This is a genomic window from Achromobacter sp. ESBL13 (assembly GCF_036668755.1).
Lineage (GTDB): Bacteria > Pseudomonadota > Gammaproteobacteria > Burkholderiales > Burkholderiaceae_B > Achromobacter.
The window spans coordinates 1403785-1425705 of sequence record NZ_JAZEVT010000001.1 but is presented as its reverse complement, the minus strand read 5'-3'; the positions used below and the strand labels follow the sequence as shown (position 1 = coordinate 1425705).

The following is a 21921-nucleotide window of genomic DNA, read 5'->3' as shown; positions in this document are numbered from 1 at the left end:
CGCGCGTTTGCTACGGGATAACCGAGTAAATGGACGCGGGCACCGGCCCCCCATGCAGTTGCAGCCGATTGCGCGCGGTGCATTCGTACTGCGCGCCCACCTTGCGCGCCACCGCCTCGCTTGCCGCGTTGCCCTCTGCAATCACGATCTCGACACGGTGCATGCCCAGGGTGTCAAAGGCGTAGGGCAGCATCGCCAGCACCGTGCGATGCGCAACGCCTTGCCGTTGGGCGGACTGCCGAACCCAGTAGCCCAGATTGCAGAACAGGTTTTGCTGATTGATCGCGTTCAGCCCCACGCCGCCCAGCAACTGACCAGTGTCTTCAGAGAACACGCCGAACTCATATCCCGTGTGCGCGTCACGGCTGCCACGGCACATCGCAAACCAGTCCAGGGCGTTTTGCTTGGAAAACGAAGCCGTGCACCACGGCATCCAGCGGCCGACCGTATCGACGGATTCCCGCGCGGCTTCCGCGAAATCGCGGGCGTCGGTATCGTGGAATTCACGCAAGAGTAGGCCTTGGAAAACGACGGGCTGCATGATCATCAGGGCGGGGCGATTGAATGGATGGGGCATTATCGCCGGATGATTGCGGTTTGCGATTGCGGCTCGCGATTGCCGTTTGCGATTGCGGCTTGCGGGGCGCCGTCGGCGACCGCTGTCCGCTGACGCAGGCGGGCATTGCGAGTAAGGTAGCGGTTAGCGCGCTTTCATACGCCGCGCTTTCCCACGCCACGCTCTTACACTTTAAGGCCCGATTGCCCGGCACGTCACCTGTGCCGCCAGCAGGAAACCGATCATCATGAAGATTCTTCGTTTAGCAGCACGGCCCGCCATTGCCGCGTTTTGTGTCGCGGCAATGGCCGCTTGTACGAGTCAGCCTGCGCGGCAAAGCGATATGGATTATCGCAGCCGGCCGTCTTCCACGACGAAGGCCGCGAATGGCAACCCGGGTTCGTCGGGCCAGCGCCTGACCATACAGTCCGGTGAAGGCGAAAGGTTGAGTCTGCCCTGGTTCATCCAGGACACGCAGGACTGGGTCAACAGCAATTGACCGCCCCGGGGCCGCTACGACGCGCGGCGCACCACCCATTTCTGAACAAGCCCAGCCCCACGCTGGGCTTTTTGTTGTAGGGCCAGGAACGGCAATTGCTGCCGCCGTCGATGTTTCCGCGCGCGAGTCCGCTACTTCAAGAGGCGATCAGACGTGACCCAATTTATCGAAAACAGATATGCCCTGACCGTGCACCCCGTGCCGGCAGTCTTCCTGGCGGGCATGTTCCCGTGGTTTCTAGGCGCTGCGCTGGCTGATGCGGCCTATGCGCAATCTTTTCACATCCAGTGGAATAATTTCGCGTCGTGGCTGCTGATCGGCGGCCTGGTGTTCGGCGGCATCGCGCTGCTGTTCGCCATCGTGGATCTTTTCCGGGCCTATCAGCGCGCACGCGGCATTGTTCCGTACACCGTCGTGCTGTTGGCGACCTGGGTGCTGGGCATTATCAACGCCTTGATCCACGCCCGCGACGCCTGGGCGAGCATGCCGCTGGGCTTGATCCTGTCGGTGATCGTGGCGGTGCTTGCGTGCGCCGCGATCTGGCTGGGCTTTCGCACGCCGCACATCAGAGGGGCCAAATGAAACACGCCAGCTTGCTTGCCGTTATCCCGCTTGCCGCCGCAGCCGGAATCTGCCTGGCCCAGGGGCCGTCGTCCCAGGTGGGCCCCACGCCAGACCTGCCCAAGCCCGAGCAGGGGCTGCTGCCTGAAATGGTTATCGCCAAACCCGCCGACTGGGGCGACAAGACGCCCACGGTGCCCGAAGGCTACAAGATCACCGCCATCGCCAAGGACCTGAAGATACCGCGCCAGACGCTGGTATTGCCCAACGGCGACATCCTGGTGGCGGAGGGCAGGGGCGGCAATGCGCCCAAACTCAAGCCCAAGGACATCATTGCCGGCATCATCAAGGCCCGTGGCACCACCCCGGTAAAGGGCGGCAACCGCTTGACTTTGCTGCGCGATGCCGATGGTGACGGCACCTACTCGGCTTCAACGTTCGCGGAAAACCTGGATGCGCCCTATGGGCTGGCATTGATCGACAACAAGCTTTATGTCGCCAACCAGGGCGCCCTGGTGCGCTTTGACTACCAGCCAGGCCAGACCCGGGCCAGCGGCCCGCCTGAAACCGTGACCGAATTGCCCTCCGAGATCAACCACCACTGGACCAAATCCCTGGCCGCCAGCGCGGACGGCCAGCATCTGTATGTGGGCATCGGCTCTAACAGCAACATCACGGAACGCGGCATGGACGCGGAAGCGGACCGCGCCCGCATCTGGCAAATCAATGCCCGCACGGGCGAACGCAAGGTGTACGCCACCGGGCTGCGCAATCCCACCGCGTTGACGATTGAGCCGGGCTCCGGGCAGTTGTGGGCGGTGGTGAACGAGCGCGACGAGATCGGTCCCAACCTGGTTCCCGACTATCTGACCGCCGTGCAGGCAGGCGCTTTCTACGGCTGGCCGTATAGCTACTGGGGGCAGAATATCGACGACCGCGTCCGCCCACAAAACCCGGAAAAGGTGGCGGCCGCCATCAAGCCGGACTACGCCTTAGGGTCGCATGTGGCGGCCCTGGGCGTGGATTTCTCGTCCGAGGCGATGGGCGCAAAATTCGCGAATGGCGTGTTCGTCGGCGAACACGGCAGCTGGAACCGCAGCGACCCGGTAGGCTACAAGGTGGTCTTCGTGCCGTTCCGCGACGGGCGTCCGTCCGGCCCGCCGGAGGATTTTGTGGCGGGGTTTCGCGATAGCGACGGCACCACACGCGGCCGCCCCGTGGGCGTGACGGTAGACCCGAAGGGCGCGCTGATCGTGGCTGATGACCTGGCAAACATGATCTGGCGGATCACGCCGACGTCCGGAGCAGGGGCGGGTTCGGCCGCAGGCAAAGGCGCGGGCGCAGGCGCAGGCGCAGGACCAGGCGCAAGCCCCAGCCCCAACCCCAGCCCCAGCCCAAGCCCAAGCCCAAGCCCCAGCCCAAGCCCAAGCCCAAGCCCAAGCCCAAGCCCAAGCCCAAGCCCAAGCTCTTCGCAGCCACCCGCCGCGCCGCAATAAGGCCGGCGTCAGGTCAAGCCGCCGCCGCTACAGATGGCGCGTCAGTCGCCACCGGCCGGTCGCCTATCCACTCGGAAAAACGCAGCAGATAGCCATCGGGGTCCTGCACCAGGAATTGCTGGACCCCGATTTCGATCTGTCCGTTTCGATACCAGCGTTGCTGCATCGTCCGGTACATCCGCCAGTCCGCCGCCAGCAGCCGTTCGTATAACGGCCCGATGGACTTCACCTTGATCTCAAAATTCACGCCCCGGCCCAAAGGCGCTTGCAGCGGCGCGGTGATCCATCCATCCTCTCCCCGGATCTCGTCCAGCATGAATTGCGCGCCGTCCCGATCCAGAAAAACAAAACCTTCTTCTTCGCGCTGGTAGACGACCTCGAATCCACACAGGTCGATCCAGAAACGCCGGCTTTGCGCCATGTCCCGAACCATCAGCTCCGGGACCAGGCGCGCTCGGTACGATTTATCTTCCATCGTCTCTCCTGCCGTCTTTATTCGTTGGGCGCCCATGATATCGCCCGGCGGCGTTGCGGGGTCGGCCCCGGTGTGTCGTATCCGGCACGCTTCTGCGTCCGGCAGCACATAACACCCATGTCGCCACAGGACTTGCGGCGCCGCTTGACCCTCACGTAACGTGATGGCCCAGAGTTTGGCCTGCGCATTCGAAGGAGGAAACATGCAGCTGACCGTAGGAGAACTGGCAAAGCGTAGCGGGCTGACCGTGCGCACGCTTCACCACTATCACGCGATTGGTTTGCTGATGCCTTCAGCGCGCGCCGACAACGGCTATCGCCTGTACGGTCGCGACGAAATTGCCCGTCTGCATCAGATTCAGGCATTGCGTCGCTTCGGATTGGCGTTGGCGGAAATCGGCGCCTACCTGGACCAGCCCGGCGCTCCCTTGGCGGACGTGATCTCTCGGCAGATTGCCATGCTGGACCGTCAGATGCAGCAGGCCGCGTGCTTGCGCGAACGCTTGGCGCAACTGCACGGGCAGTTGACGGACGGCACGGAGCCCGAGCTGGCCGATTGGCTAAAAACTCTGGAAATGATGACTATGTACGATAAATATTTTTCGCCTGAAGAACTGGCGCGCCTGCCCCTGTACACGCGTGGGCCGGACGGCGACCCGGACTGGCTTGCGTTGGTTCAGGAAGTGCGGCAGCAGATGGAGCAGGGCGTGGCGCCCGAGGACGCCAAGCCACGCGAGCTTGCCCGGCGCTGGATGGAACTGCTGCTGCGCGATACCAACGGCGATCCGCGCTTGTTGGTGAAGCTCAATCGCATGCACGAGCAGGAACCCGGCATGCAGACGCACGTCGGCATTTCCAAAGCCATGCGCGACTATGTGCTGCGCGCCTTCTCGGAAAGCAAACTGCTGATCTACGAAAAAAACCTGACGCCGGATGAAGCCCGGTTCATGCGCGAACATTACGGCGACCGGATTTCGGAATGGCCGTCGCTGATCGCGGAGGTCCGAAACGCCATCGATGCGGGCGTGGCGCCCGATTCGGAAACCGGCCAGGCTCTGGCGCGGCAGTGGCTGGAACTGTTCAGTTCGTACGCGGGCAAGGACCCGGCCACACACGCCAAGTTCCGGCAGGCGTTGATGACCGAGCCCGAGTTGACCGCCGGCACCTGGGCCGACGACGCGACGCTGGCGTTCATGCGGCAGGCGATGGGGGCGCTGGCCAAGTAAGCCAAGCCCCAGCCGTTCCGGTGCTAGCCCGGCGGGCGCGGTGTTACCAGCTTGATCTCGTCGATCTGGCTGGCATAGCTGGCGCCTTGCAGCAGCAGCACCGTTTGCGGGTTGCCCTGGCGCCGGTCGATCCATTGCGATTGGGTCCCCGGCGTCTTTTTGCGGAACTGGATGTCGTAATCGGCGGCGGCGTTGTCGTAGGGCAGGCGCACGTCGATCCAGCTTTCGCCCAGCAGGCGGTTGACCGTGCGACGGCTATCGCCGATTTTCAGGCCGACGATGCTGCCCGTGAACGGCGCGCGCACGGTGATGGTGTCCACCTTGCCGGCAAAGTCGAACAGCAGTTCCAGGCCGCGATCCGGAAAGTCCAGCTTGGTTTTGCCGGACTTGCCCGCGGGCACCGGCATGGCTGTGGTGCCAAAGGCCGTTTGCACCTGGCTGATCGAATCGCCCAGCCACACGCCCAGGCCAGTCGTGGCCAGCGTATCGTCGCCCGCGCCTGCCGGTTTGTCGCCAAAGCGTTCGCGATAGGCGGCGGTTTGCACGGCCAGGTTGGCGCGGTCGCGCAGAACGTCGCCGGCCAGCCAGTTGCTCATGAAGTCACGCATCGGCTCGCCTTGGCAGTCAAAGCGGTCCGACGCGTTGCGCGCCGCCAGTTGCTGCGCCTTGTCGACGTAGCGCTTGTCCTTATCGGTCAGCAGCGCCGGGATCTCGTCCGGCACGAAGCGTTTGCCGGGGTTATTGCACTTTTCCGCATACAGGTTGTAAAGCGTGGCGTTGGCATGGATACGCGCCAGCGACGTGGCGATGTCATCGCGCAGCAGCACCTGGCTGACCGTGGCCGCGCGCTGTTCCGTGCGCGCCCGCACGTCCTTATCCAGCTCGCCGGCCAGGGATTTCGGGCGCGGCTCGCTGGGGCCGAACAGCCGGCTTTGCAGGTTTTCAATCGACTGGCCGACGTTGACGTTGTACAGGCCGGCGCTTTGGCCGATCTGGAAAATGCACAGCAGACCCGCCGCCACGCACAGCACCGTGCGCGGCCACCCGCGCGCGGGCTCGCCGTACGAGCCGTCGTTTTCAGCATCTTTGCCGCCATCACCAAACCGGCAATAGCCAGGATCAGGCCCAGGAAATTGAAACGGGTGTCCTGCACCACCATGCCGTTCACCGATGCCTGCTGGGTCGTCCCCATGAACAGCCAGAAAGGCAGCATGCCCAGAATCAGCGCGAAGATCGGGCGCCGCAATCGATGCCAAAGGCCGGGGGTGTTCTGACTCATATCGCAGGGTCTCTCTGTCTTGGTTTCGAGGACCCGCATTATCAACTGGATCGGCGTCACCGTTTTTTTCTCCAACGTCAGCGGTGTGGTTTGGCATATCAAAAAGGTATGGGGCGCCAGGGCGGGGCACGTAGGAATCTTGCGTTCAAGCCCGCATTTTTGCTGATGGTAAACCCGCATGGGCAGGGTAGTGCCGTCGCTGCGATGAAGGCGGTGCACCAGAGGTATTCCGCCATATATACCGGCAGGGTATCAATGTGGACATTCAAAGTATTGGACGCAAAAAGCACGTCGGCCCTATAAATCCCCATCCCCACCCTTAACCATTCCTGTGCCGAACATGTCCGCAGCAACTATCGAACGCATCGAAACGTCTCTCGTCGACCTTCCGACCATACGCCCGCACAAGCTGTCCGTGGCCACGATGTACGGGCAGACGCTGATGCTTGTTCGCGTGGTGTGCAGCGATGGCGTGGTGGGTATCGGTGAAGGCACCACCATTGCCGGCATGGCGTACGGGCCGGAAAGCCCCGAGGCCATGAAACTGGCGATCGACGCCTATTTCGCGCCCGCCATGATCGGCCAGGACGCCACCCGCATTCAGACGCTGATGGCGCACGTGGGCAAGCTGGTCAAGGTGAACCACTTTGCCAAGAGCGCGCTGGAAACCGCGTTGCTGGACGCCCACGGCAAGCGCCTGGGAGTGCCCGTCAGCGAATTGCTGGGCGGGCGCCGCCGTGACCGCCTGCCGGTGGCCTGGGCGCTGGCCTCGGGGGATACCGCCCGCGACATCGCCGAAGCCGAGCAGATGCTGGACACGCGGCGCCATCGAAATTTCAAGCTCAAGATCGGCAGCCGGGACCCGAAGGTCGACATCCAGCACGTGGCCGATATCAAGAGCGCGCTGGGCGACCGGGCCTCGGTGCGGGTAGACGTCAACATGGCATGGAGCGAGACGCAGGCCGCGTGGGCCATCCCCGCGCTGGCGCAAGTGGGCTGCGAACTGGTCGAGCAGCCCGTGGCCAGCGCCGTGTCGCTGGCGCGGTTGATGCGCCGCTTTCCCGTGGCGTTGATGGCGGACGAAGTGCTGCAAGGCCCCGAAAGCGCTTTCGAGATCGCGCGCGGGCACGGCGCGGATGTGTTCGCCATCAAGATCGAGCAGAACGGCGGCCTGTTTGCCGCCCAGCGCGTGGCCGCGATTGCCGATGCCGCGGGCATTGAGCTGTACGGCGGCACGATGCTGGAAGGCGCCGTCAGCACGATTGCCGCCGCGCACCTGTTCACCACCTTTGCGCAATTGCAATGGGGCACGGAATTGTTCGGCCCCTTGCTCATCACCGAAGAGATCCTGACGCAGCCGCTGGATTACAGCGACTTTGAGCTGACCGTGCCCAACGGCCCCGGCCTGGGCATTGAGCTGGACGAAGCGCGCATCAAGCGGTTTACGCGTGACGGGCTGATCAAGGTGACCGACAAACGACATTGAGCGCGGGCGTTGTTCGCCGCGTGCAGCGATACCAAGCAATACCAAACGGAGACAAAACCATGAGCCTCAACATCTTTAACAGCAAGGAAGTCCAGGACCTGCTGACCGCCGCCTCGAACGTGGAAGGCGCCGAAGGCACCCCGCGTTTCAAGCAGATCGTGCACCGCCTGTTAAGCGATCTGTTCAAGGCCATCGACGATCTGGACATCACACCGGACGAGGTCTGGGCGGGCGTGAACTACCTGAACAAGCTGGGCCGTGACGGCGAAGCCGCGTTGCTGGCGGCCGGCTTGGGCCTGGAAAAGTACCTGGACATCCGCATGGACGAAGAGGACAAGCGGGCGGGCCTGGACGGCGGCACGCCGCGCACCATCGAAGGCCCGCTGTACGTAGCCGGTGCGCCGCTGCGCGACGGTGTGTCGCGCATAGATCTGGACCCGGACGCCGCCGCCGGCCCGCTGGTGATCCGAGGCGTGGTTACCGACACCAACGGCGCGCCACTGGCCAATGCGGTCGTGGAATGCTGGCACGCCAATTCCAACGGCTTCTATTCGCACTTTGATCCCACCGGCGCGCAAACCGATTTCAACCTGCGCGGCGCCGTCAAGACCGGCCCCAATGGCGAATACGAATTCCGCACCTTGATGCCGGTCGGCTACGGCTGTCCGCCGCAGGGCGCCACGCAACAACTGCTGGACTCGCTGGGCCGCCACGGCAACCGCCCCGCGCACGTGCACTTCTTTGTCAGCGCCGACCAGCACCGTAAGCTGACCACGCAATTCAACATCGAAGGCGACCCGCTCATCTGGGATGACTTTGCCTATGCCACGCGTGAAGGCCTGATTCCGCCCGTGGTGGAAAAGACCGGCGGCGACAAGCTGGGCCTGAAGGCCGATTCCTACAAGGAAATCGAATTCAACTTTGCATTGACCAGCCTGTTGCAAGGCAAGGACAACCAGATCGTCAACCGCCTGCGCGCCAGCGCTCAGGCGTAATCGCCAGGCCTCACGCGGCGACGCGCGAGGCCTTTTTCACCGCATTGCAGTCTTGACCACATACCAATAACGCATAACGCATCAAGCGAAATCACGAGGGGACTTTCATGTCGGCAGCTACGTTATCCATACCCAGTTTGATCGATAAGAATCGAATGAGCGCCTTTCAATGGCGCGTCTTGATTCTGTGTTTTTTGATTGCCTTGTTCGACGGCTTTGACACCCAGGCCATGGCCTTTACCGGCCCCGCCATTCTGGTGGCCTTCAAGCTTCAGTCGGGCGAACTGGCGCCGATTCTTACCGCCGGCATCGTGGGCATGACCGTGGGCGCCATGCTGCTGGGCCTGGTGGGCGACCGCATCGGCCGACGGCCGGCCGCCCTGGTGGGTGTCGCCGTGTTTGGTGTGGCAACGCTGCTGACCGCGGGCGCCACTGAAACGTGGCAGATCCTGGCGCTGCGCTTCATCGCCGGTTTGGGCATGGGCGGCTGCACCCCCATCGTGCTGGCGCTGGCCGCCGAGTATGCCCCGGCGCGCTTGCGCGGCACCGTCATCACCGGCGTGCTGCTGGGGCTGCCGGCCGGCGCCATGCTGGGCGGCCTGCTGGCCGCGCGCATGCTGCCCGTGATCGGCTGGCAAGGCATCTTCATCGTCGGCGGCGTTGCGCCGTTGCTGTTGCTGCTTGCGCTGTTTGTGCTGCTGCCCGAATCGCTGCAATTCAAGGCCATGCGCGGCGATGCCGCCGGCCAAAGCTATGTGGCCCGCATCCTGGCCAGGATTTCCGGCCAGCCGCTGCCTGCCGGCACGCGCTTCACCGTGCCGGAAGACGCCACGATCCGCGCCAGCGTCAAGGCGTTGTTCGCCGATGGCTATGCGCGCAAGACCATCGCGATCTGGTCCATCTATCTGCTGAACTGGGTGGCGTGGTTCATGCTGCTGTCGTGGTTGCCCACCGTGCTGAAGGCCGCCGGCCTGCCCGCCGACCAGGCGCCCATGGGCACGTTCACCGTGAACCTGGTGTTCATCGTCTGCGCGATTCCCTTGTCCTACCTGATGCCGCGCGTGCCGACGCGTTCGTTGCTGATCGCCATGTTCGTGCTGGGTATCGCGGTGTCGTTGGGCCTGGGCTACGCGGGCACCGACTGGACGATGGTCTTCATTCTGGTGGGGGCTGCCGGCCTGGGCATCGGCGGTCAGCAACTGGCGCTGAACTACCTGGTGATTGGCGCTTATCCCACCGCGCTGCGCGCCACGGCCACGGGCTGGTCCATCGGCGTCGGCCGCGCCGGCGCCATCATCGGCTCGGCCATCGGCGGCAGCTTCCTGGGCTGGTTTGGCCCGTCGGGCTTCTTCCTGGCGCTGGCCGTTCCGTTGGCGGGCGCCTTGCTGGCCGTGCTGCTGGTCGACACGAAAACGTCGCGGCCGGTGCCAGGCGAACTGTCGCGCGCTCACTAAATAAAAAGGCGTTTCATGAACCGTTTTGAAGATCAGATTGCATTGGTGACCGGCGCCGCCCAGGGTGTGGGGCGCGCGACGGCGCGGCGACTTGCCGCCGAGGGCGCCAGCGTGGTTCTTGTTGACCGCGCCGCCGACCTGGGCGCGGCCGTGGCCCGCGAGATCCGCGAGGCGGGCGGCTGCGCGTCCTTCATCAGCGCCGACCTGGAAACCCATGCCGGTGCGCAGGCAATGGTGGAGTACACGCTGGACACCCACGGCCGCATCGACGTGTCGGTGCACAACGTGGGCGGCACCATCTGGATGAAACCGTTTTGGGAATACACGCCCGACGAGATGCAGCGCGAGGTCAACCGTTCGCTGTGGCCCACGCTGTGGTCGTGCCGTGAGGTGATCCCGGTGATGCGCAAGCAGGGCCGGGGCGCCATCGTCAACGTAGGCTCGAACGCCACGCGCGGCATCTATCGCGTGCCGTATTCGGCGTCCAAGGGCGGCGTGCACGCCGCCACGGTTTGCATGGCGCTGGAGCTTGCTGAAAGCGGCGTCCGCGTTAACTGCGTGTCGCCCGGCGCACTGGACAACGGCGTGCGCGCCATCCCGCGCAACACCGAGCCGCCGTCGGAACAGGACCAGGCGTGGCAACGCGAGATGTACACGGACTGCCTGGCGACCACCCCGATGCACCGCATGGGCAGCATGGAAGAAGTTGCCGCCGCCATCTGCTTCATGGCGGCCCCGGAAGCGTCGTACATCACGGGGCAAGTCATGTACGTGGCGGGCGGGCATATCGGGTAGGGCGGTCAACGCGGCGGCATTGCTTGTCGCCGGTCGGGTACCGGATACGACGCGTGGCAAAGGGGCGGGGAATTGCTTCTGCTATTTTTCCGGCTTCCTCGGCATGACCGGTATGAAGCCAGGCCAAAAGCAGGCCAAACCCAATAGCGGGCCCGGCAGCAGATACCAGGCGACGTTGACGCCCAGGCTTGGAAAGCTGTGCGTCACCAGCGTGATTGAGAACACGGTAATCAAAAACCCGATGCTGTTTTGTATCGCCAGTGCTCCGCCCACCAGCTCCGGCGGGCAAGCGCGTGCCGATATCGCAGAGAACTGCGCGGAATCGGAGACGACCGTCAAGCCCCACAGCAGCAGCATCGGAAGGCAAAGTGCCATGCCGAAGGGCCTGGCAAAGGGATAGGCCAGGCACATCAAGCCGGATATGCCTAACGACGCCGCCGCCACAAGCGGGCTACCTACGCGCTGGCTCAACCTGCCGCCGATGATGCTGCCCAATGCGCCGATACCAATAATGGAAAACGACAGCGCGGGCGCCAGCGCCCGGCTTGAATCGGCCGCGGCATCCGACGTGCGGATCAGGTCCTGCACAAAAAAGGGAACCAGGGTCCAAAACGCGTACAGCTCCCACATGTGCCCGAAGTAGCCCAACGCCGACGCACGAAACTGCCTGCCCTTGAAGGCGTTAAGGGCCGCGCCCCATCCGATGCGCGACGCTTTCGCACGGGGCAGATACGGTCCGTCGCCCAAGGCCTGAACCAACGCGCCGCCCGCGATGGCCAGCAGACTGGACGCCAGCACCACCTCGTGCCAAGACAGGGCGCCGCCGGCCCGCACGGCCTGGGGCAGGGCGGTGCCCAGCGTCAGCATGCCCACCAGTAGTCCCAATGTTGACCCGGCGGCGGTCTGGGTCCAGCTGATAACCATTTTCATGCCCAGGGGATAGATGCCCGCCAGGCAGACGCCAACCGCAAAGCGTAGCGCCAGGCCTTGGCTGAAATCCGACGCGACCAGGGCAAAGCAGGCGTTCAGGATGGCGCCCAGATAACAGGCGCCGGCGAACAGTCGGCTGGCCGGGTAGCGGTCCGCCACGCCGCTGGCAGCCAGGAACAGTGTGCCCAGGATAAAACCGACCTGGGTTGCGCCCGTCAGTTGGCCGAACTGGGCGGTGCTAAGCGCCCATTCGGCCGAAAGGCTGTCCGCCGCGCTATTCGGGCTGAACCACAACGACGTACCGCATAGTTCGGCCACGACGATCAGCGCAAGCGGGTAGCGAAGCAACACGTTCATGGAAGCTCCCGCTTTCGGTGCGGACCCGGGTCAGGGACAGGGCTGGGGTAGGGGTCAGGGGTCGGGCCAAGGCCGACGCCCGGGTCGGGTTACGGTAAGAATCTACGCCGATCCCGCCCTGAACGTGAATAAAAATCCCCTGATCGCCCCACCGCCCGCCGCGCCGTCCGGTGCCGCCTGGCTTTGCGCGCCGGCTTTTGGGGGAAGGCGGCGGGTATACAATCGTCGCCAACCCTTTAACACGTGAGTTCCCCGTAGTGAGCGACACATCAAATTCCCCCACCGCCGCCTTGCTGGATGGGGCCACAGTGCGGACGGAGGTGTGCTTGCCGATGCGGCTGCTGGACGGGCGGGACGTCGAGGCGCAGGTTTACACCTTTCATGGTCTTGCCGACGGCAAAGAGCACATCGCCCTGAAGTTCGGCAAACCGGGCGCCACGCCCCTGGTGCGGCTGCATTCCGAGTGCCTGACCGGCGACGTGTTCGGTTCCCTGCGCTGTGATTGCGGCCCGCAGCTGCACGAAGCCCTGCGCCTGCTGAACAACGAAGGCGGCTACCTGCTGTACCTGCGCCAGGAAGGGCGCGGCATCGGCCTGTATTCCAAGCTTGATGCGTACCGCCTGCAAGAGCAGGGGCGCGATACCTACGCCGCCGACCGCGAGCTGGGCCACGGCACGGACGCCCGCGACTACACGGCCGCCGCGCAGATGCTGCGTGCCTTGGGGCTTGGCCGTATCGAACTGCTTAGCAACAATCCCGACAAGTCGTCGCAACTGGAGCAGCACGGCATTCAGGTGGAAAGCCGGCTGACGGGCGTCCACGCCAACCCCCATAACGTCGGCTACCTGCGCGCCAAGGCCACGCAGACGCATCACGTGCTGGCGACGATCCTGCCGAATTTTCCGGTCGGCGCTTAACGCTTAACGCTTAACGCTTAACGCCAGAACCGAAGTGGGAATGCTGACCTTCGCTTTCAACCTCACCCTTGACGGCTGCGTGGACCACCGAGAAGGCATCGTCAACGACGACACGCACGCCTTCTTCACCCGGCTGATGGACGAGTGCGGGGCGATGCTGTGGGGCCGCGTTACCTACGAAATGATGGAAGCCTACTGGCCGGCGGTCGCCCGTGGCGACGTGGACGCAACACCGGCGATGCGCGAGTGGGCCATCAAGCTACAGGCCAAGCCGAAATACGTGGCGTCCCTAACGCGAAAAGACTACCCGTGGGCCAACAGCCACCACATCGCGGAAGACATGCAAACCGGCATACAGAAGCTGAAGAACGCAACGCCCGACGGCGTACTGCTGGGCAGCGGGCAACTGGCGGCAGAGCTGGACCGGCTGAACCTGATCGACGAATATCGATTCCTGGTGCACCCGGTAATCGCGGGGCACGGCCCCACCCTGTTCCAGCGCGGGCTGCCCGGTTCGCGACGGCTTGAGTTGATCTCGGCCAAGCCGCTACATGGCGGCGCGGTCGCCATGCACTACCGGCGCGCGCTGACGTAGAACGCGCGGCGTAGCGGCCTGCACCCGTGCCATGCCGCCGTCAACGAAAAGCTCGGTGCCATTAACGAAGCTCATGCCAAACATCGCTTGCGCGTGTTGGTTAACTGGCTGATGGAGCATCTTCCGGCGCGGTTGCGGCAATAAACCCGGCCTGCTGTAGCCGCCACTTTGGAATCTGGTATTCAAAGCCGGCGGCCTCCAGCGTTTGATACTGCCCGAACCAAGGCGCCACATACCGCTCGATATTGTCCGGCAGCGCGTCCAGCCATACGCGTAGATCGCCAGGCTCGCACAGCGCCACCGGCGCGCCACTGGCAAACGTGTCTTCCGAGACCAGGCCCTTTCCGGGAACCAGATAGGCGCGGCGATATAGGCGACCCTTGTCCCAGACCTCGGGCGGCACATAGACCGGCCAGCCACCGTCATGCGGCACGGAAACGTAAACGCCAAGGGAGACCAGCTGCCGATTCTCGAACGAATCTTTGTAGCGGTTCAGGGTCAATCCCTGTTCCACCTCGCTCACCATGTGCCACAGGCAACGCTTACGCTTCTTGCGCCAACCCGCGAACGCGGGAAGAGGGCGCAACACATCCATGAATCCGTCTTCAATCAGAGCGAAATCGAGCGGCATTGGTAGGGTTCGGTTGAGGGGCGGTAAGGCCGCATATCCTAGCCGATTCGATCTTCGCGCGCCTGTCGACCGGCGGGCGTGGCAGGAATGTGATCTCGGCGGGATCCATGGGTTTCGGCATAAACGCGGGTAAATTCCGCGCCCAGTAGAAATACCTGCGCCGCGTAATAAACCCAGATCAGCACGATCACCAGCGACCCCGCCGCAGCGTACGACGAGGCGACGGATGCCTTGGCCATGTAAAGGCCGATCAGGAACTTCCCGATTTCGAACATCACGGCGGTGACGAACGCGCCTGCCCATACGTCTCGCCACGCGACCGAGACCTGGGGCATAAACCGGTAGATCATCGCAAAAAGCAGGGTAAGTATGCCCAACGTGATTGCCTCGTTGACCACTTGAAGAAGCACCCCCCAACCCGGGATGCCGCCGCCCACCCAACTGCCCAGTGCTGCCAGCAATGTGCTGACGACAAGCGACACGAGCAATAGAAACGCCAATGTCAAAATCAGGCCAAATGAAAGCAGACGCGCGCGGATCAACGCCCAAATGCCGGACTGCTTCTTGGCGTTGACCTTCCAGATGCGGTCCAGCGCGCTTTGCAGTTCCGAAAATACCGTCGTCGCCCCAATTACCAACATCACGACGCTGATCACGGTAGCCGCAATGCCTTGGGCGGGTTCTTGCGCGCCCAATACGACGCTTTCCACCGCCTTGCCGCCCTCGGCGCCGACCATGGCGCTGACTTGGTCCAACAACTGTCCCTGCGCGGCTTCGCGGCCCCAAAAGAACCCGGCGATACCGATAACGATAATAAGCAGTGGCGCCAGCGAGAACACCGTGTAGAACGCGATAGCGGCGCCCATGCTGGGTGCATAGTCATCCAGCCAGTTCGTCACCGTTTGCTTAACTAACGCATAGAACCGTTTGATAGCCATTTTTTGCACTCCCAGCACATGCCGCAGCGTGTAGCAAGTGGCGTGCCGGTCTTGTATCAAGTGCACCTTTGCCTGAATCCGGGATCCCAGAGGGCGGTCCTTAGCCGGACGCGGGCCCTGCCTGGCCCAGCGGCCCTGGCAGCGGTTCGACCGCGCGCGTCTGGTCCATCCATAGGTACGCGTCGAACTGCTGGGGCAATGCAGCCAACGCGTAATGGCTTTGCCGCTCGGTCTGGGGTCGGTAGATGACACCGATGAAGCGTTCCAGACGGGGTGTCTCCAAGGTTTCGCGCAGATCTGCGTTCGCATTGCGCAAGTCCAGCATGAACCTTGGGATGGCGGTCTGATGCATCCGGCGTTCATAGCTTTCCGCCAGCGACGGCCGCACGCTCATCACTTCCATCGGGCCGTCCCAGTCGTTGGCCGCTGCCACGGTGCCGGTGTGTGTGCCCATCCCGATCGAGATGGCCGCGTCGCCAAAGCGTTCGCGGCATAGTTGGCCGATGTTGATTTCCGCCCGGTCCCACCCCATTTCCGTGGCCGCCGCGATGCCGATGTGAGAGTTGTGCGCCCACACGATGGCGCGCGAGCGGGGGCCGTGTACGCGCAGCGCGTTCTCCAGGGTTTCGAACATATGGGTATCGCGCAGGTTCCAGCTTTGGGCCGATCCGTAATACATGGCGCGGTAATAGCGTTCTGCCGAGGCGACCAGCCGGGCGTTCTGCTCCGCGTCAAAGAACCGCGCGCTGTCGCGTCCGGCGTAGTCCAGGCGCTTTTCCAATAACTCGCGTAGTTGCGACAGAACGGCCTTTTCGCAGTCTTCGTGCCGGCGCGTCAGCACCGCCATGCCATAGGCGGCCGGGTCCTGTTGCCACGGGTCCAGGCAGCTGTAGCGCTGGCGGGCGATGTGCGCGGCTTCGCGGTCGGTGTTGTCCAGGTAGGTCAGCACGGCGGCCATGGACTGCGCCAGGCTGTAGATGTCCAGCCCGTAGAAGCGGGTTTGCCGCGCGGGCGGCAGGCTGGCGTTGTGCTCGGCCAGCCATCGCACAAAATCGGCCACGTCCGTATTGCGCCACATCCAGGTGGGAAAGCGTTCAAAGGCAGGGTGGGGCGTGCCCACGGACCCCTGGCCGCCGACCATCCGGTCTACCGCCGCCGCGTCCGGCCAGTCGGCCTCTACCGCCACGATGTCGAAGCCATGTTCGCGGATCAGGTGCCGCGTGATCGCAGCCCGTGTCCGGTAAAAGTCCGACGTGCCGTGGCTTGCCTCGCCCAGCAGCACGACGCGAGCATCGGCGTACTTGTCGAACTGGCGCAGAAACTCCGGGTTGTCCGCATCCGTCCACGGCAGTGCCGCCGCGCGCAACTGGCCCAACATGGCTTCATCATCAGGGGTTTGGCGCATGGTCGTTGTCTCCTTCTGAATGCCAGGCCTGCTTACCGATCAGCGGCACGAAGGCAACCATTCCAAGGGACTGTTCCCGATAGTCCGTGTCGGCTTCGCGCCACAGGCGGATAAGGTGCTGCGGGCCGGAAGAGGGGCCGACCGGCATGATCAGCCGGCCGCCGATGGCCAGCTGTTCACGCCAGGCCGGGGGTACGTAAGGGCCGGATGCCGCCGCAACGATGGCATCAAAAGGCGCGCGGGACGGCAGGCCCAACGTGCCGTCGTCCACGTGCACGATGACGTTGTCGCAGCCAAGCCGTTGCAGTTGCTCGCGCGCCTTCAGCGCCAGGCGTTCGTGCCGTTCGACGGTGTGGACGACCTGCACTATGCGCGCCATCACGGCCGCGGCATAGCCGGATCCCGTGCCAATCTCCAGCACGCGGTCACTCGGCCGCAGCATCGCCGACTGCAACATCAACGCCACGATGTAGGGCTGCGAAATGGTTTGCCCGCACTCGATGGGCAGCGCGCCATCGTCGTAAGCCAACGCGCGCGTGTTGTCCGGCACGAAGGCGTGGCGCGGTACCCGGCGCATGGCGGCCAGCACGGCGGGGTCGTGCACGCCACGGTCGATGAGTTGGCGCTGCACCATGTTTTCACGCAGGTCTTCATAGTCTTGCATGACGCCCGTCCCTAACGCGGGCAGGCGCTATGCGCTGCCCCATCAACGGTCAGCAAAGCCCGTGCCGACAAAATCCGGCCCACGCCGGGGCACGCCGTTTGCTGCGGCGCCGTTGCCAGGCGGGGCCCACGCAGACCGGGCCCGCCGTGGCGCCCCTGGCGGCAAATACACCGCAGCAAGCACAAGGAGAACGACATGCCCAAATCACCTACGACGTCCGACTCGTCCACGTTTGAATCGTCCACGTCCAACTCACCCCGGCGCCCATCCCCGCAGGGCGACAACAGCGCGGGGCTCCCGCCGGAGGCCGACTCACAAGGCTACGAGCACGTGCATTCCGGACGACGCGCGGCGGGACATGGCGGCGGGGCGCTGGACGGCAGCGAGGACGGGGGCCTCAACCCCGGCAAGCCGGCGGACGCCTACAGCGGCGGCGGGAGCGGCCACGAGTCCCAGGCGTCTCAGCAGCGGGAAGCAAACGAAGAGCTTGAGAGCCGCAACGGCCCGGATGTGCGTAAGGGATGATTGAAGAAGGGCGGCGAAGGCCGACCGATTTTTTCAAAGGACGGTAAATTGAGCCCGGGCGCCGTTGACGGCTTTCGACTTGATACAAGGCCGGGCCGCAAAAGGCCGAAGCGCTGCGCCGGGTTTTCTCTTTGACGAGCGACGCCCTTGGTACGTGCCAATAAGCGGAGCTGATGTTATTCGGAATGCTGGCGCGACTGCGTTTTCCCGCGCCCGGCATCTTCCGGCCCAAAGCGAATTCTGTTGGACGCCGCGGCTCCGGACGAGGCCCCTATCCCCGGATGCCCAGCCATCCAGTCATCCCCACATAAACGCCCACGGCAATGATCAGCAGGCTGGACAGATAGGGTGCGCGTTGGGCAACCGCGTTGAACCACGGCGCACGTTTGTTGACTTGGCGAACGCTTAACGCCGCCACCGCTCCGACCGTCACCAGCGTGATGGCCAGGCCGATCGAGAAGCACAGCACCAGCACGGCGCCCAGCGTGAACTCCTTGAGTTGCAGGCACAACAAAAGCACGGTGATTGCCGCCGGGCATGGGATCAGCCCGCCGGTCAGGCCGAACAGGGCGATTTGCCAGTTGGTGACGTTCCGGTTCGTGAAGCGCCGCCGAATGTCATTGGCATGCGCAAGCTGGTGAGCATCCTGGTATCCCTCGTTCGCCACCTCCAGGCCTGGCGGAGGTTCGTGATCATGGTGGTGGTCGTGATCATGGTGGTGGTCGTGATCATGATGATGGTCGTGATCATGATGATGCCCATGGCCGCCACCATGCTGGTCGCGCCAGGTTCGCCAGAACATCCATGCCGCGATCAGCACGATGATTATTCCGGATGCCAGCTGGAAATACGGCTCCAGTTCGTCGGCCGCCACGCCACGCCAGAGATACATGCCGCCCAGGCCGATCCCCCACACGATCGCCGTGTGCGAGAGGGTCGCGGTGATGCCCAGCAGCACCGCCTGCGACACCGATCCCCGGATCGCGACGATGAAAGCCGCCATCATCGTCTTGGAATGGCCGGGCTCCAGCCCGTGCAGGGCGCCCAGCAGGATGGCGCTGGGAATGAACAGCCAGGCGTGCGATGCACCCTGGGCGATCAGATCGGAAAACGACAGCATGGGTCGTCCTTAGAGGTACTTGGTGATTTCTTTGAACTCGTCGATCGCGCGCTGCCGGTCCGCGTCAAGCTCGCCCACCGCGTCCTGCAGACAGTGGTCGATGTGGTCTTGAATGAGGACTTTCTTGGCCTGGGAAATGGCGCGCTCGACCGCGTGCAGCTGCTGCGCAAGCTCCAGGCAGGGACGGTGTTCTTCCATCATCGACAAAATGCTGCGCAAATGGCCTTCCGCCCGCTTGAGGCGTTTGGCCACGGCATCGTGATGATGGTGGGGATCGGGATTTTTCATGCGCGAATCATATCCCCCCCGGGAGGATGCTTCGGCAGAAACCCTGTCGCAATCAGGGCAAACAAAAAAACCGTTGTAGCGATCTCTACATGATTGCAGAGATCGCAACGTCTTCTTATTCTGCTTCCCATGGACACCGCGCTTGCATCCTCTTGGCTTCTGCTTATCGTCAGCCTGCCCACCGGCGGCGCCACGGCGCGCATGCGCATCTGGCGCAAGCTCAAGGCCCTGGGCTGCACCGCCTTGCGCGACGGCGCCTATCTGCTGCCGGCGCATGCCCAGCAAGCCGCGGAATTGGCCCACCTGGCCACCGAGACGAATGAAGAAGGCGGCCAGGCCTGGCTGCTGCGGGTCCAGCCCCGGGACAACGACGAATCCGCCTCGTTCCAGCAGCTGTTCGACCGCTCGGCCGACTACGACGCCTGGCTGGCGGAACTGGCCCAGGCGCGCCAAACGCTGGCGGGTTTGAATGCGGCGCAACTGAACCGCCTGTTGCGCCGTCACGAACGCAGCTACCTGGCGTTGCGCCAGATCGATTTTTTCCCGGCCGACGCCTCGCTACGCGCCCAGGCGCGGCAGCGTGATTTCGCCAACGCCATCGAATCCCTTCTGTCGCCCGGCGAACCTCATGTTGCTCAACAGGGAAGCATCGCGCGCCGCGATCCCGTGCATTACCAGGGCCGGCTTTGGGCGACCCGGCGTCATGTCTGGGTGGACCGGGTCGCCAGTGCCTGGCTGATCCAGCGCTTCATCGACCCGTCCGCGCGCTTTCTTTGGATCGAGACCCCGGCCGACTGTCCGCCTGATGCCCTGGGTTTTGACTTTGACGGCGCTACCTTCACACACGCGGGCGATAAGGTGTCGTTCCAGGTGCTGCTTGCCAGCTTTGGACTGGAAGACAACCGGGGCCTTGCACGTCTGGGCGCATTGGTGCATGGGCTTGACGTCGGTGGCGCCGCCGCGCCGGAAGCCGCCGGTTTCGAGGCCATGCTGGCCGGCGCGCGCAAGCGCCTGCCCCACGACGATGCCGTGTTAGCCGAAGTCGGCACCGTACTGGATTCCCTGTACGCCCATTTCTCCGGTGGGCGTCAGACATGACCGACCCTTGTCCAAGAGCGCGACCGTGAATCCCTCTGAAGAATCCGCCCGCGACCTTGCCGCGACGTTTGTCTCGCAGCCCAGCTATACCCTTTGGCAACTAGCCTGCTATTTCGTCCGACTGGGGACCGTGGGTTTCGGCGGGCCTGTTGCCTTGGCCGGCTACATGCACCGCGATTTGGTCCAGGCCAGGGGCTGGATCACGGACGGGGATTACAAGGAAGGTTTAGCGCTTGCCCAATTGGCGCCCGGTCCGCTGGCCGCGCAGCTTGCCATCTACCTCGGCTACGTGCATTACCGCATTCTTGGCGCCACGCTGGTGGGCATCGCCTTCGTCCTGCCGTCGTTCGTCATGGTCGTTGCGCTGGGCTGGGCATACGTGCGGTTCGGTGGCCTGGCCTGGATGCAAGCGGTGTTCTACGGCGTGAGCGCAGCCGTGATCGGCATCATTGCCATCAGCGGCTACAAACTGACAACCAAGAGCGTGGGCCGGGACAGGCTGTTGTGGGCCATCTATCTGGTGCTGGCTGTCGTCACCGTTATCACCGAGTCCGAAATAGCCTGGCTGTTCCTGGCGGCCGGCCTGCTCGTCTGGTTCAGGCGCGCGCCGCCCCAGTGGCTGAAGTCCGGTCACCTGTCGGCAGCGGCCGGCATGTTCGGGCCAGCGGGCACGGCGCTAGCGACGCTGGATTGGCCGCTGCTCTGGCAGATCGGATTGTTCTTTGCCAAGGCGGGCGCTTTCGTTTTTGGTTCCGGCCTGGCCATCGTGCCGTTTCTCTATGGCGGCGTGGTCACCGACTTTCACTGGCTTGACGACAAGCAGTTCGTCGATGCCGTAGCGGTGGCCATGATCACGCCTGGCCCCGTTGTCATCACGGTGGGTTTCATCGGCTATCTGGTTGCCGGTTTTCCCGGCGCTTGCGTGGCGGCGCTGGCCACTTTTCTGCCTTGTTATTTGTTCACCATCGTCCCAGCACTTTATTTTAAAAAGTACGGAAAGCTGCCCGGTGTCCGCGCGTTCGTCGATGGCGTGACGGCCGCGGCCATCGGCGCGATCGCGGGCGCAGTCATCGTTATCGCCCGACGCACGATCGTCGATATGCCGACACTGATGTTGGCGCTGGCCGCGATGCTGTTGCTGTTGCGGTTCAAAAAACTGTCCGAACCGATGATCGTGACGGGCGCGGCGCTGATCGGCCTGGCGATTTATCCGCTGATGCATTAAGCCCGCTCAAGGAGCCCATCATGCAAAGCATATCCATCCCCGAACTTGCGCTCTGGCGCAACGCCGGATTTCCCCATACGTTGATAGACGTGCGACGCAGGCCCAGGCGCAACGCCGATGGGGTGGCGATCCCGGACGGCCAATGGCTTGACCCCGCTTTGTGGCTGGACTGGAAAGACACGATAGCAAGCACGCAGGCCGTGGTCATCTATTGCGCCGAAGGTCACGAACTTAGCCAAGGGCTGGCGGCCACCCTTCGGGCGATGGGCATCGACGCCAGATATTTACTGGGCGGGATACAGGCTTGGCGTGCTGCCGGACAGCGCGTGGAATCGATCGAATTTCACGACCAGCACGCCAGTAGCGCGTGACCATCGTTCCTGTGCGCGAACAGCGCCGCGTCGCGC

General features: G+C 63.8%; 23 protein-coding genes. 13 read left to right on the top strand and 10 right to left on the bottom strand.

The features are described 5' to 3' along the window. Positions 1–10: 10 nt before the first annotated feature. A complete protein-coding gene (locus tag V6F88_RS06330; RefSeq protein ID WP_332608954.1) occupies positions 11–541 on the bottom strand; it encodes a GNAT family N-acetyltransferase in 531 nt (176 codons plus the stop codon). A 262-nt stretch (positions 542–803) separates the two neighbouring features. Here V6F88_RS06330 and V6F88_RS06325 point away from each other — a divergent pair, with 262 nt between their 5' ends. The 3 genes from V6F88_RS06325 (at position 804) to V6F88_RS06315 (ending at position 3112) form a co-directional block, all read left to right on the top strand. Beyond that, positions 804–1055: a hypothetical protein gene (locus V6F88_RS06325; protein WP_332608481.1), complete on the top strand. Its 252-nt coding sequence runs from the start codon at positions 804–806 to the stop codon at positions 1053–1055. A 153-nt stretch (positions 1056–1208) separates the two neighbouring features. After that, complete coding sequence (locus V6F88_RS06320; protein ID WP_332608480.1) at positions 1209–1637, top strand: DUF2231 domain-containing protein; 429 nt, start codon at positions 1209–1211, stop codon at positions 1635–1637. Next, positions 1634–3112: a PQQ-dependent sugar dehydrogenase gene (locus tag V6F88_RS06315; RefSeq protein ID WP_332608479.1), complete on the top strand. Its 1479-nt coding sequence runs from the start codon at positions 1634–1636 to the stop codon at positions 3110–3112. Before V6F88_RS06320 ends, V6F88_RS06315 begins: the two co-directional genes overlap by 4 nt. 13 nt (positions 3113–3125) lie before the next feature. Here V6F88_RS06315 and V6F88_RS06310 read toward each other — a convergent pair whose 3' ends face one another. Beyond that, positions 3126–3791, bottom strand: a complete 666-nt coding sequence (locus V6F88_RS06310; protein WP_332608478.1) for a bleomycin resistance protein — start codon at positions 3789–3791, stop codon at positions 3126–3128. On the opposite strand from V6F88_RS06310, the gene V6F88_RS06305 reads away from it, so the two are divergent. Continuing rightward, positions 3790–4812: a MerR family transcriptional regulator gene (locus V6F88_RS06305; RefSeq protein WP_332608477.1), complete on the top strand. Its 1023-nt coding sequence runs from the start codon at positions 3790–3792 to the stop codon at positions 4810–4812. The two genes, V6F88_RS06310 and V6F88_RS06305, sit on opposite strands and share 2 nt — an antisense overlap. A gap of 23 nt (positions 4813–4835) precedes the next feature. On the opposite strand, the gene V6F88_RS06300 is transcribed toward V6F88_RS06305, so the two are convergent. Further along, entirely contained in the window at positions 4836–5834 is a 999-nt protein-coding gene (locus V6F88_RS06300; protein WP_332608476.1) for a hypothetical protein, read from the bottom strand. A gap of 597 nt (positions 5835–6431) precedes the next feature. Between V6F88_RS06300 and V6F88_RS06295 the strand changes: the two genes are divergently transcribed. From V6F88_RS06295 to V6F88_RS06280, 4 genes are all read left to right on the top strand, one after another. Continuing rightward, positions 6432–7577 (top strand): muconate/chloromuconate family cycloisomerase, encoded by a 1146-nt coding sequence (locus V6F88_RS06295; protein ID WP_332608475.1) that lies wholly within the window; start codon positions 6432–6434, stop codon positions 7575–7577. A gap of 59 nt (positions 7578–7636) precedes the next feature. After that, entirely contained in the window at positions 7637–8572 is a 936-nt protein-coding gene (gene catA, locus V6F88_RS06290) for a catechol 1,2-dioxygenase (protein ID WP_332608474.1), read from the top strand. 155 nt (positions 8573–8727) lie between these two features. After that, positions 8728–10026, top strand: a complete 1299-nt coding sequence (locus V6F88_RS06285) for an MFS transporter (protein WP_332608473.1) — start codon at positions 8728–8730, stop codon at positions 10024–10026. A gap of 15 nt (positions 10027–10041) precedes the next feature. After that, positions 10042–10821 carry a 1,6-dihydroxycyclohexa-2,4-diene-1-carboxylate dehydrogenase gene (locus V6F88_RS06280; protein WP_332608472.1) on the top strand — a complete coding sequence of 260 codons (780 nt, stop codon included), beginning with the start codon at positions 10042–10044 and terminating at the stop codon, positions 10819–10821. Positions 10822–10902: 81 nt separating this feature from the next. Here the strand turns inward: V6F88_RS06280 and V6F88_RS06275 are convergent, their stop codons facing one another. Further along, positions 10903–12108: an MFS transporter gene (locus V6F88_RS06275; protein ID WP_332608471.1), complete on the bottom strand. Its 1206-nt coding sequence runs from the start codon at positions 12106–12108 to the stop codon at positions 10903–10905. A gap of 332 nt (positions 12109–12440) precedes the next feature. On the opposite strand from V6F88_RS06275, the gene V6F88_RS06270 reads away from it, so the two are divergent. Beyond that, a complete protein-coding gene (locus V6F88_RS06270; RefSeq protein WP_332608953.1) occupies positions 12441–13025 on the top strand; it encodes a GTP cyclohydrolase II in 585 nt (194 codons plus the stop codon). A gap of 40 nt (positions 13026–13065) precedes the next feature. After that, positions 13066–13620, top strand: coding sequence for a dihydrofolate reductase family protein (locus V6F88_RS06265; protein ID WP_332608470.1), 555 nt, complete (start codon positions 13066–13068; stop codon positions 13618–13620). A 100-nt stretch (positions 13621–13720) separates the two neighbouring features. On the opposite strand, the gene V6F88_RS06260 is transcribed toward V6F88_RS06265, so the two are convergent. The 6 genes from V6F88_RS06260 to V6F88_RS06235 form a co-directional block, all read right to left on the bottom strand. Continuing rightward, the gene (locus V6F88_RS06260) at positions 13721–14251 is read right to left on the bottom strand and encodes a hypothetical protein (protein ID WP_332608469.1); all 531 of its coding nucleotides are present in this window, start codon (positions 14249–14251) and stop codon (positions 13721–13723) included. Between the two features lie 38 nt (positions 14252–14289). Next, positions 14290–15189, bottom strand: a complete 900-nt coding sequence (locus V6F88_RS06255; protein ID WP_332608952.1) for a YihY/virulence factor BrkB family protein — start codon at positions 15187–15189, stop codon at positions 14290–14292. Between the two features lie 100 nt (positions 15190–15289). Further along, positions 15290–16594 (bottom strand): erythromycin esterase family protein, encoded by a 1305-nt coding sequence (locus V6F88_RS06250; RefSeq protein ID WP_332608468.1) that lies wholly within the window; start codon positions 16592–16594, stop codon positions 15290–15292. Beyond that, entirely contained in the window at positions 16578–17258 is a 681-nt protein-coding gene (locus V6F88_RS06245; protein WP_332608467.1) for a protein-L-isoaspartate(D-aspartate) O-methyltransferase, read from the bottom strand. Before V6F88_RS06245 ends, V6F88_RS06250 begins: the two co-directional genes overlap by 17 nt. Before the next feature lie 796 nt (positions 17259–18054). Continuing rightward, positions 18055–18903, bottom strand: a complete 849-nt coding sequence (locus tag V6F88_RS06240) for a nickel/cobalt efflux transporter (RefSeq protein WP_332608466.1) — start codon at positions 18901–18903, stop codon at positions 18055–18057. Positions 18904–18912: 9 nt separating this feature from the next. Beyond that, positions 18913–19191: a metal-sensing transcriptional repressor gene (locus V6F88_RS06235; protein WP_332608465.1), complete on the bottom strand. Its 279-nt coding sequence runs from the start codon at positions 19189–19191 to the stop codon at positions 18913–18915. Positions 19192–19320: 129 nt separating this feature from the next. Here V6F88_RS06235 and V6F88_RS06230 point away from each other — a divergent pair, with 129 nt between their 5' ends. Genes V6F88_RS06230 through V6F88_RS06220 form a run of 3 tightly spaced genes read left to right on the top strand, consistent with a single transcriptional unit; the run spans position 19321 to position 21885 of the window. Then, positions 19321–20289 carry a chromate resistance protein ChrB domain-containing protein gene (locus V6F88_RS06230; protein WP_332608464.1) on the top strand — a complete coding sequence of 323 codons (969 nt, stop codon included), beginning with the start codon at positions 19321–19323 and terminating at the stop codon, positions 20287–20289. Between the two features lie 25 nt (positions 20290–20314). After that, on the top strand, positions 20315–21514 hold the full coding sequence (locus V6F88_RS06225) for a chromate transporter (protein WP_332608463.1): 1200 nt from the start codon (positions 20315–20317) through the stop codon (positions 21512–21514). A gap of 20 nt (positions 21515–21534) precedes the next feature. Beyond that, positions 21535–21885: a rhodanese-like domain-containing protein gene (locus tag V6F88_RS06220; RefSeq protein ID WP_332608462.1), complete on the top strand. Its 351-nt coding sequence runs from the start codon at positions 21535–21537 to the stop codon at positions 21883–21885. The last annotated feature ends 36 nt before the right edge of the window (positions 21886–21921 follow it).

Excerpts from the sequence above, each read along its gene's own strand:
- V6F88_RS06305 (WP_332608477.1), top strand. The coding sequence starts at position 3,790 with ATGCAGCTGACCGTAGGAGAACTGGCAAAGCGTAGCGGGCTGACCGTG.
- catA (WP_332608474.1), top strand. The coding sequence starts at position 7,637 with ATGAGCCTCAACATCTTTAACAGCAAGGAAGTCCAGGACCTGCTGACC.
- V6F88_RS06265 (WP_332608470.1), top strand. The coding sequence starts at position 13,066 with ATGCTGACCTTCGCTTTCAACCTCACCCTTGACGGCTGCGTGGACCAC.
- V6F88_RS06295 (WP_332608475.1), top strand. The coding sequence starts at position 6,432 with ATGTCCGCAGCAACTATCGAACGCATCGAAACGTCTCTCGTCGACCTT.
- V6F88_RS06270 (WP_332608953.1), top strand. The coding sequence starts at position 12,441 with ATGCGGCTGCTGGACGGGCGGGACGTCGAGGCGCAGGTTTACACCTTT.
- V6F88_RS06250 (WP_332608468.1), bottom strand. The coding sequence starts at position 16,594 with ATGCGCCAAACCCCTGATGATGAAGCCATGTTGGGCCAGTTGCGCGCG.
- V6F88_RS06310 (WP_332608478.1), bottom strand. The coding sequence starts at position 3,791 with ATGTTTCCTCCTTCGAATGCGCAGGCCAAACTCTGGGCCATCACGTTA.
- V6F88_RS06325 (WP_332608481.1), top strand. The coding sequence starts at position 804 with ATGAAGATTCTTCGTTTAGCAGCACGGCCCGCCATTGCCGCGTTTTGT.
- V6F88_RS06260 (WP_332608469.1), bottom strand. The coding sequence starts at position 14,251 with ATGCCGCTCGATTTCGCTCTGATTGAAGACGGATTCATGGATGTGTTG.
- V6F88_RS06220 (WP_332608462.1), top strand. The coding sequence starts at position 21,535 with ATGCAAAGCATATCCATCCCCGAACTTGCGCTCTGGCGCAACGCCGGA.
- V6F88_RS06230 (WP_332608464.1), top strand. The coding sequence starts at position 19,321 with ATGGACACCGCGCTTGCATCCTCTTGGCTTCTGCTTATCGTCAGCCTG.
- V6F88_RS06315 (WP_332608479.1), top strand. The coding sequence starts at position 1,634 with ATGAAACACGCCAGCTTGCTTGCCGTTATCCCGCTTGCCGCCGCAGCC.
- V6F88_RS06255 (WP_332608952.1), bottom strand. The coding sequence starts at position 15,189 with ATGGCTATCAAACGGTTCTATGCGTTAGTTAAGCAAACGGTGACGAAC.
- V6F88_RS06235 (WP_332608465.1), bottom strand. The coding sequence starts at position 19,191 with ATGAAAAATCCCGATCCCCACCATCATCACGATGCCGTGGCCAAACGC.
- V6F88_RS06280 (WP_332608472.1), top strand. The coding sequence starts at position 10,042 with ATGAACCGTTTTGAAGATCAGATTGCATTGGTGACCGGCGCCGCCCAG.
- V6F88_RS06245 (WP_332608467.1), bottom strand. The coding sequence starts at position 17,258 with ATGCAAGACTATGAAGACCTGCGTGAAAACATGGTGCAGCGCCAACTC.
- V6F88_RS06285 (WP_332608473.1), top strand. The coding sequence starts at position 8,728 with ATGAGCGCCTTTCAATGGCGCGTCTTGATTCTGTGTTTTTTGATTGCC.
- V6F88_RS06275 (WP_332608471.1), bottom strand. The coding sequence starts at position 12,108 with ATGAACGTGTTGCTTCGCTACCCGCTTGCGCTGATCGTCGTGGCCGAA.
- V6F88_RS06330 (WP_332608954.1), bottom strand. The coding sequence starts at position 541 with ATGCAGCCCGTCGTTTTCCAAGGCCTACTCTTGCGTGAATTCCACGAT.
- V6F88_RS06240 (WP_332608466.1), bottom strand. The coding sequence starts at position 18,903 with ATGCTGTCGTTTTCCGATCTGATCGCCCAGGGTGCATCGCACGCCTGG.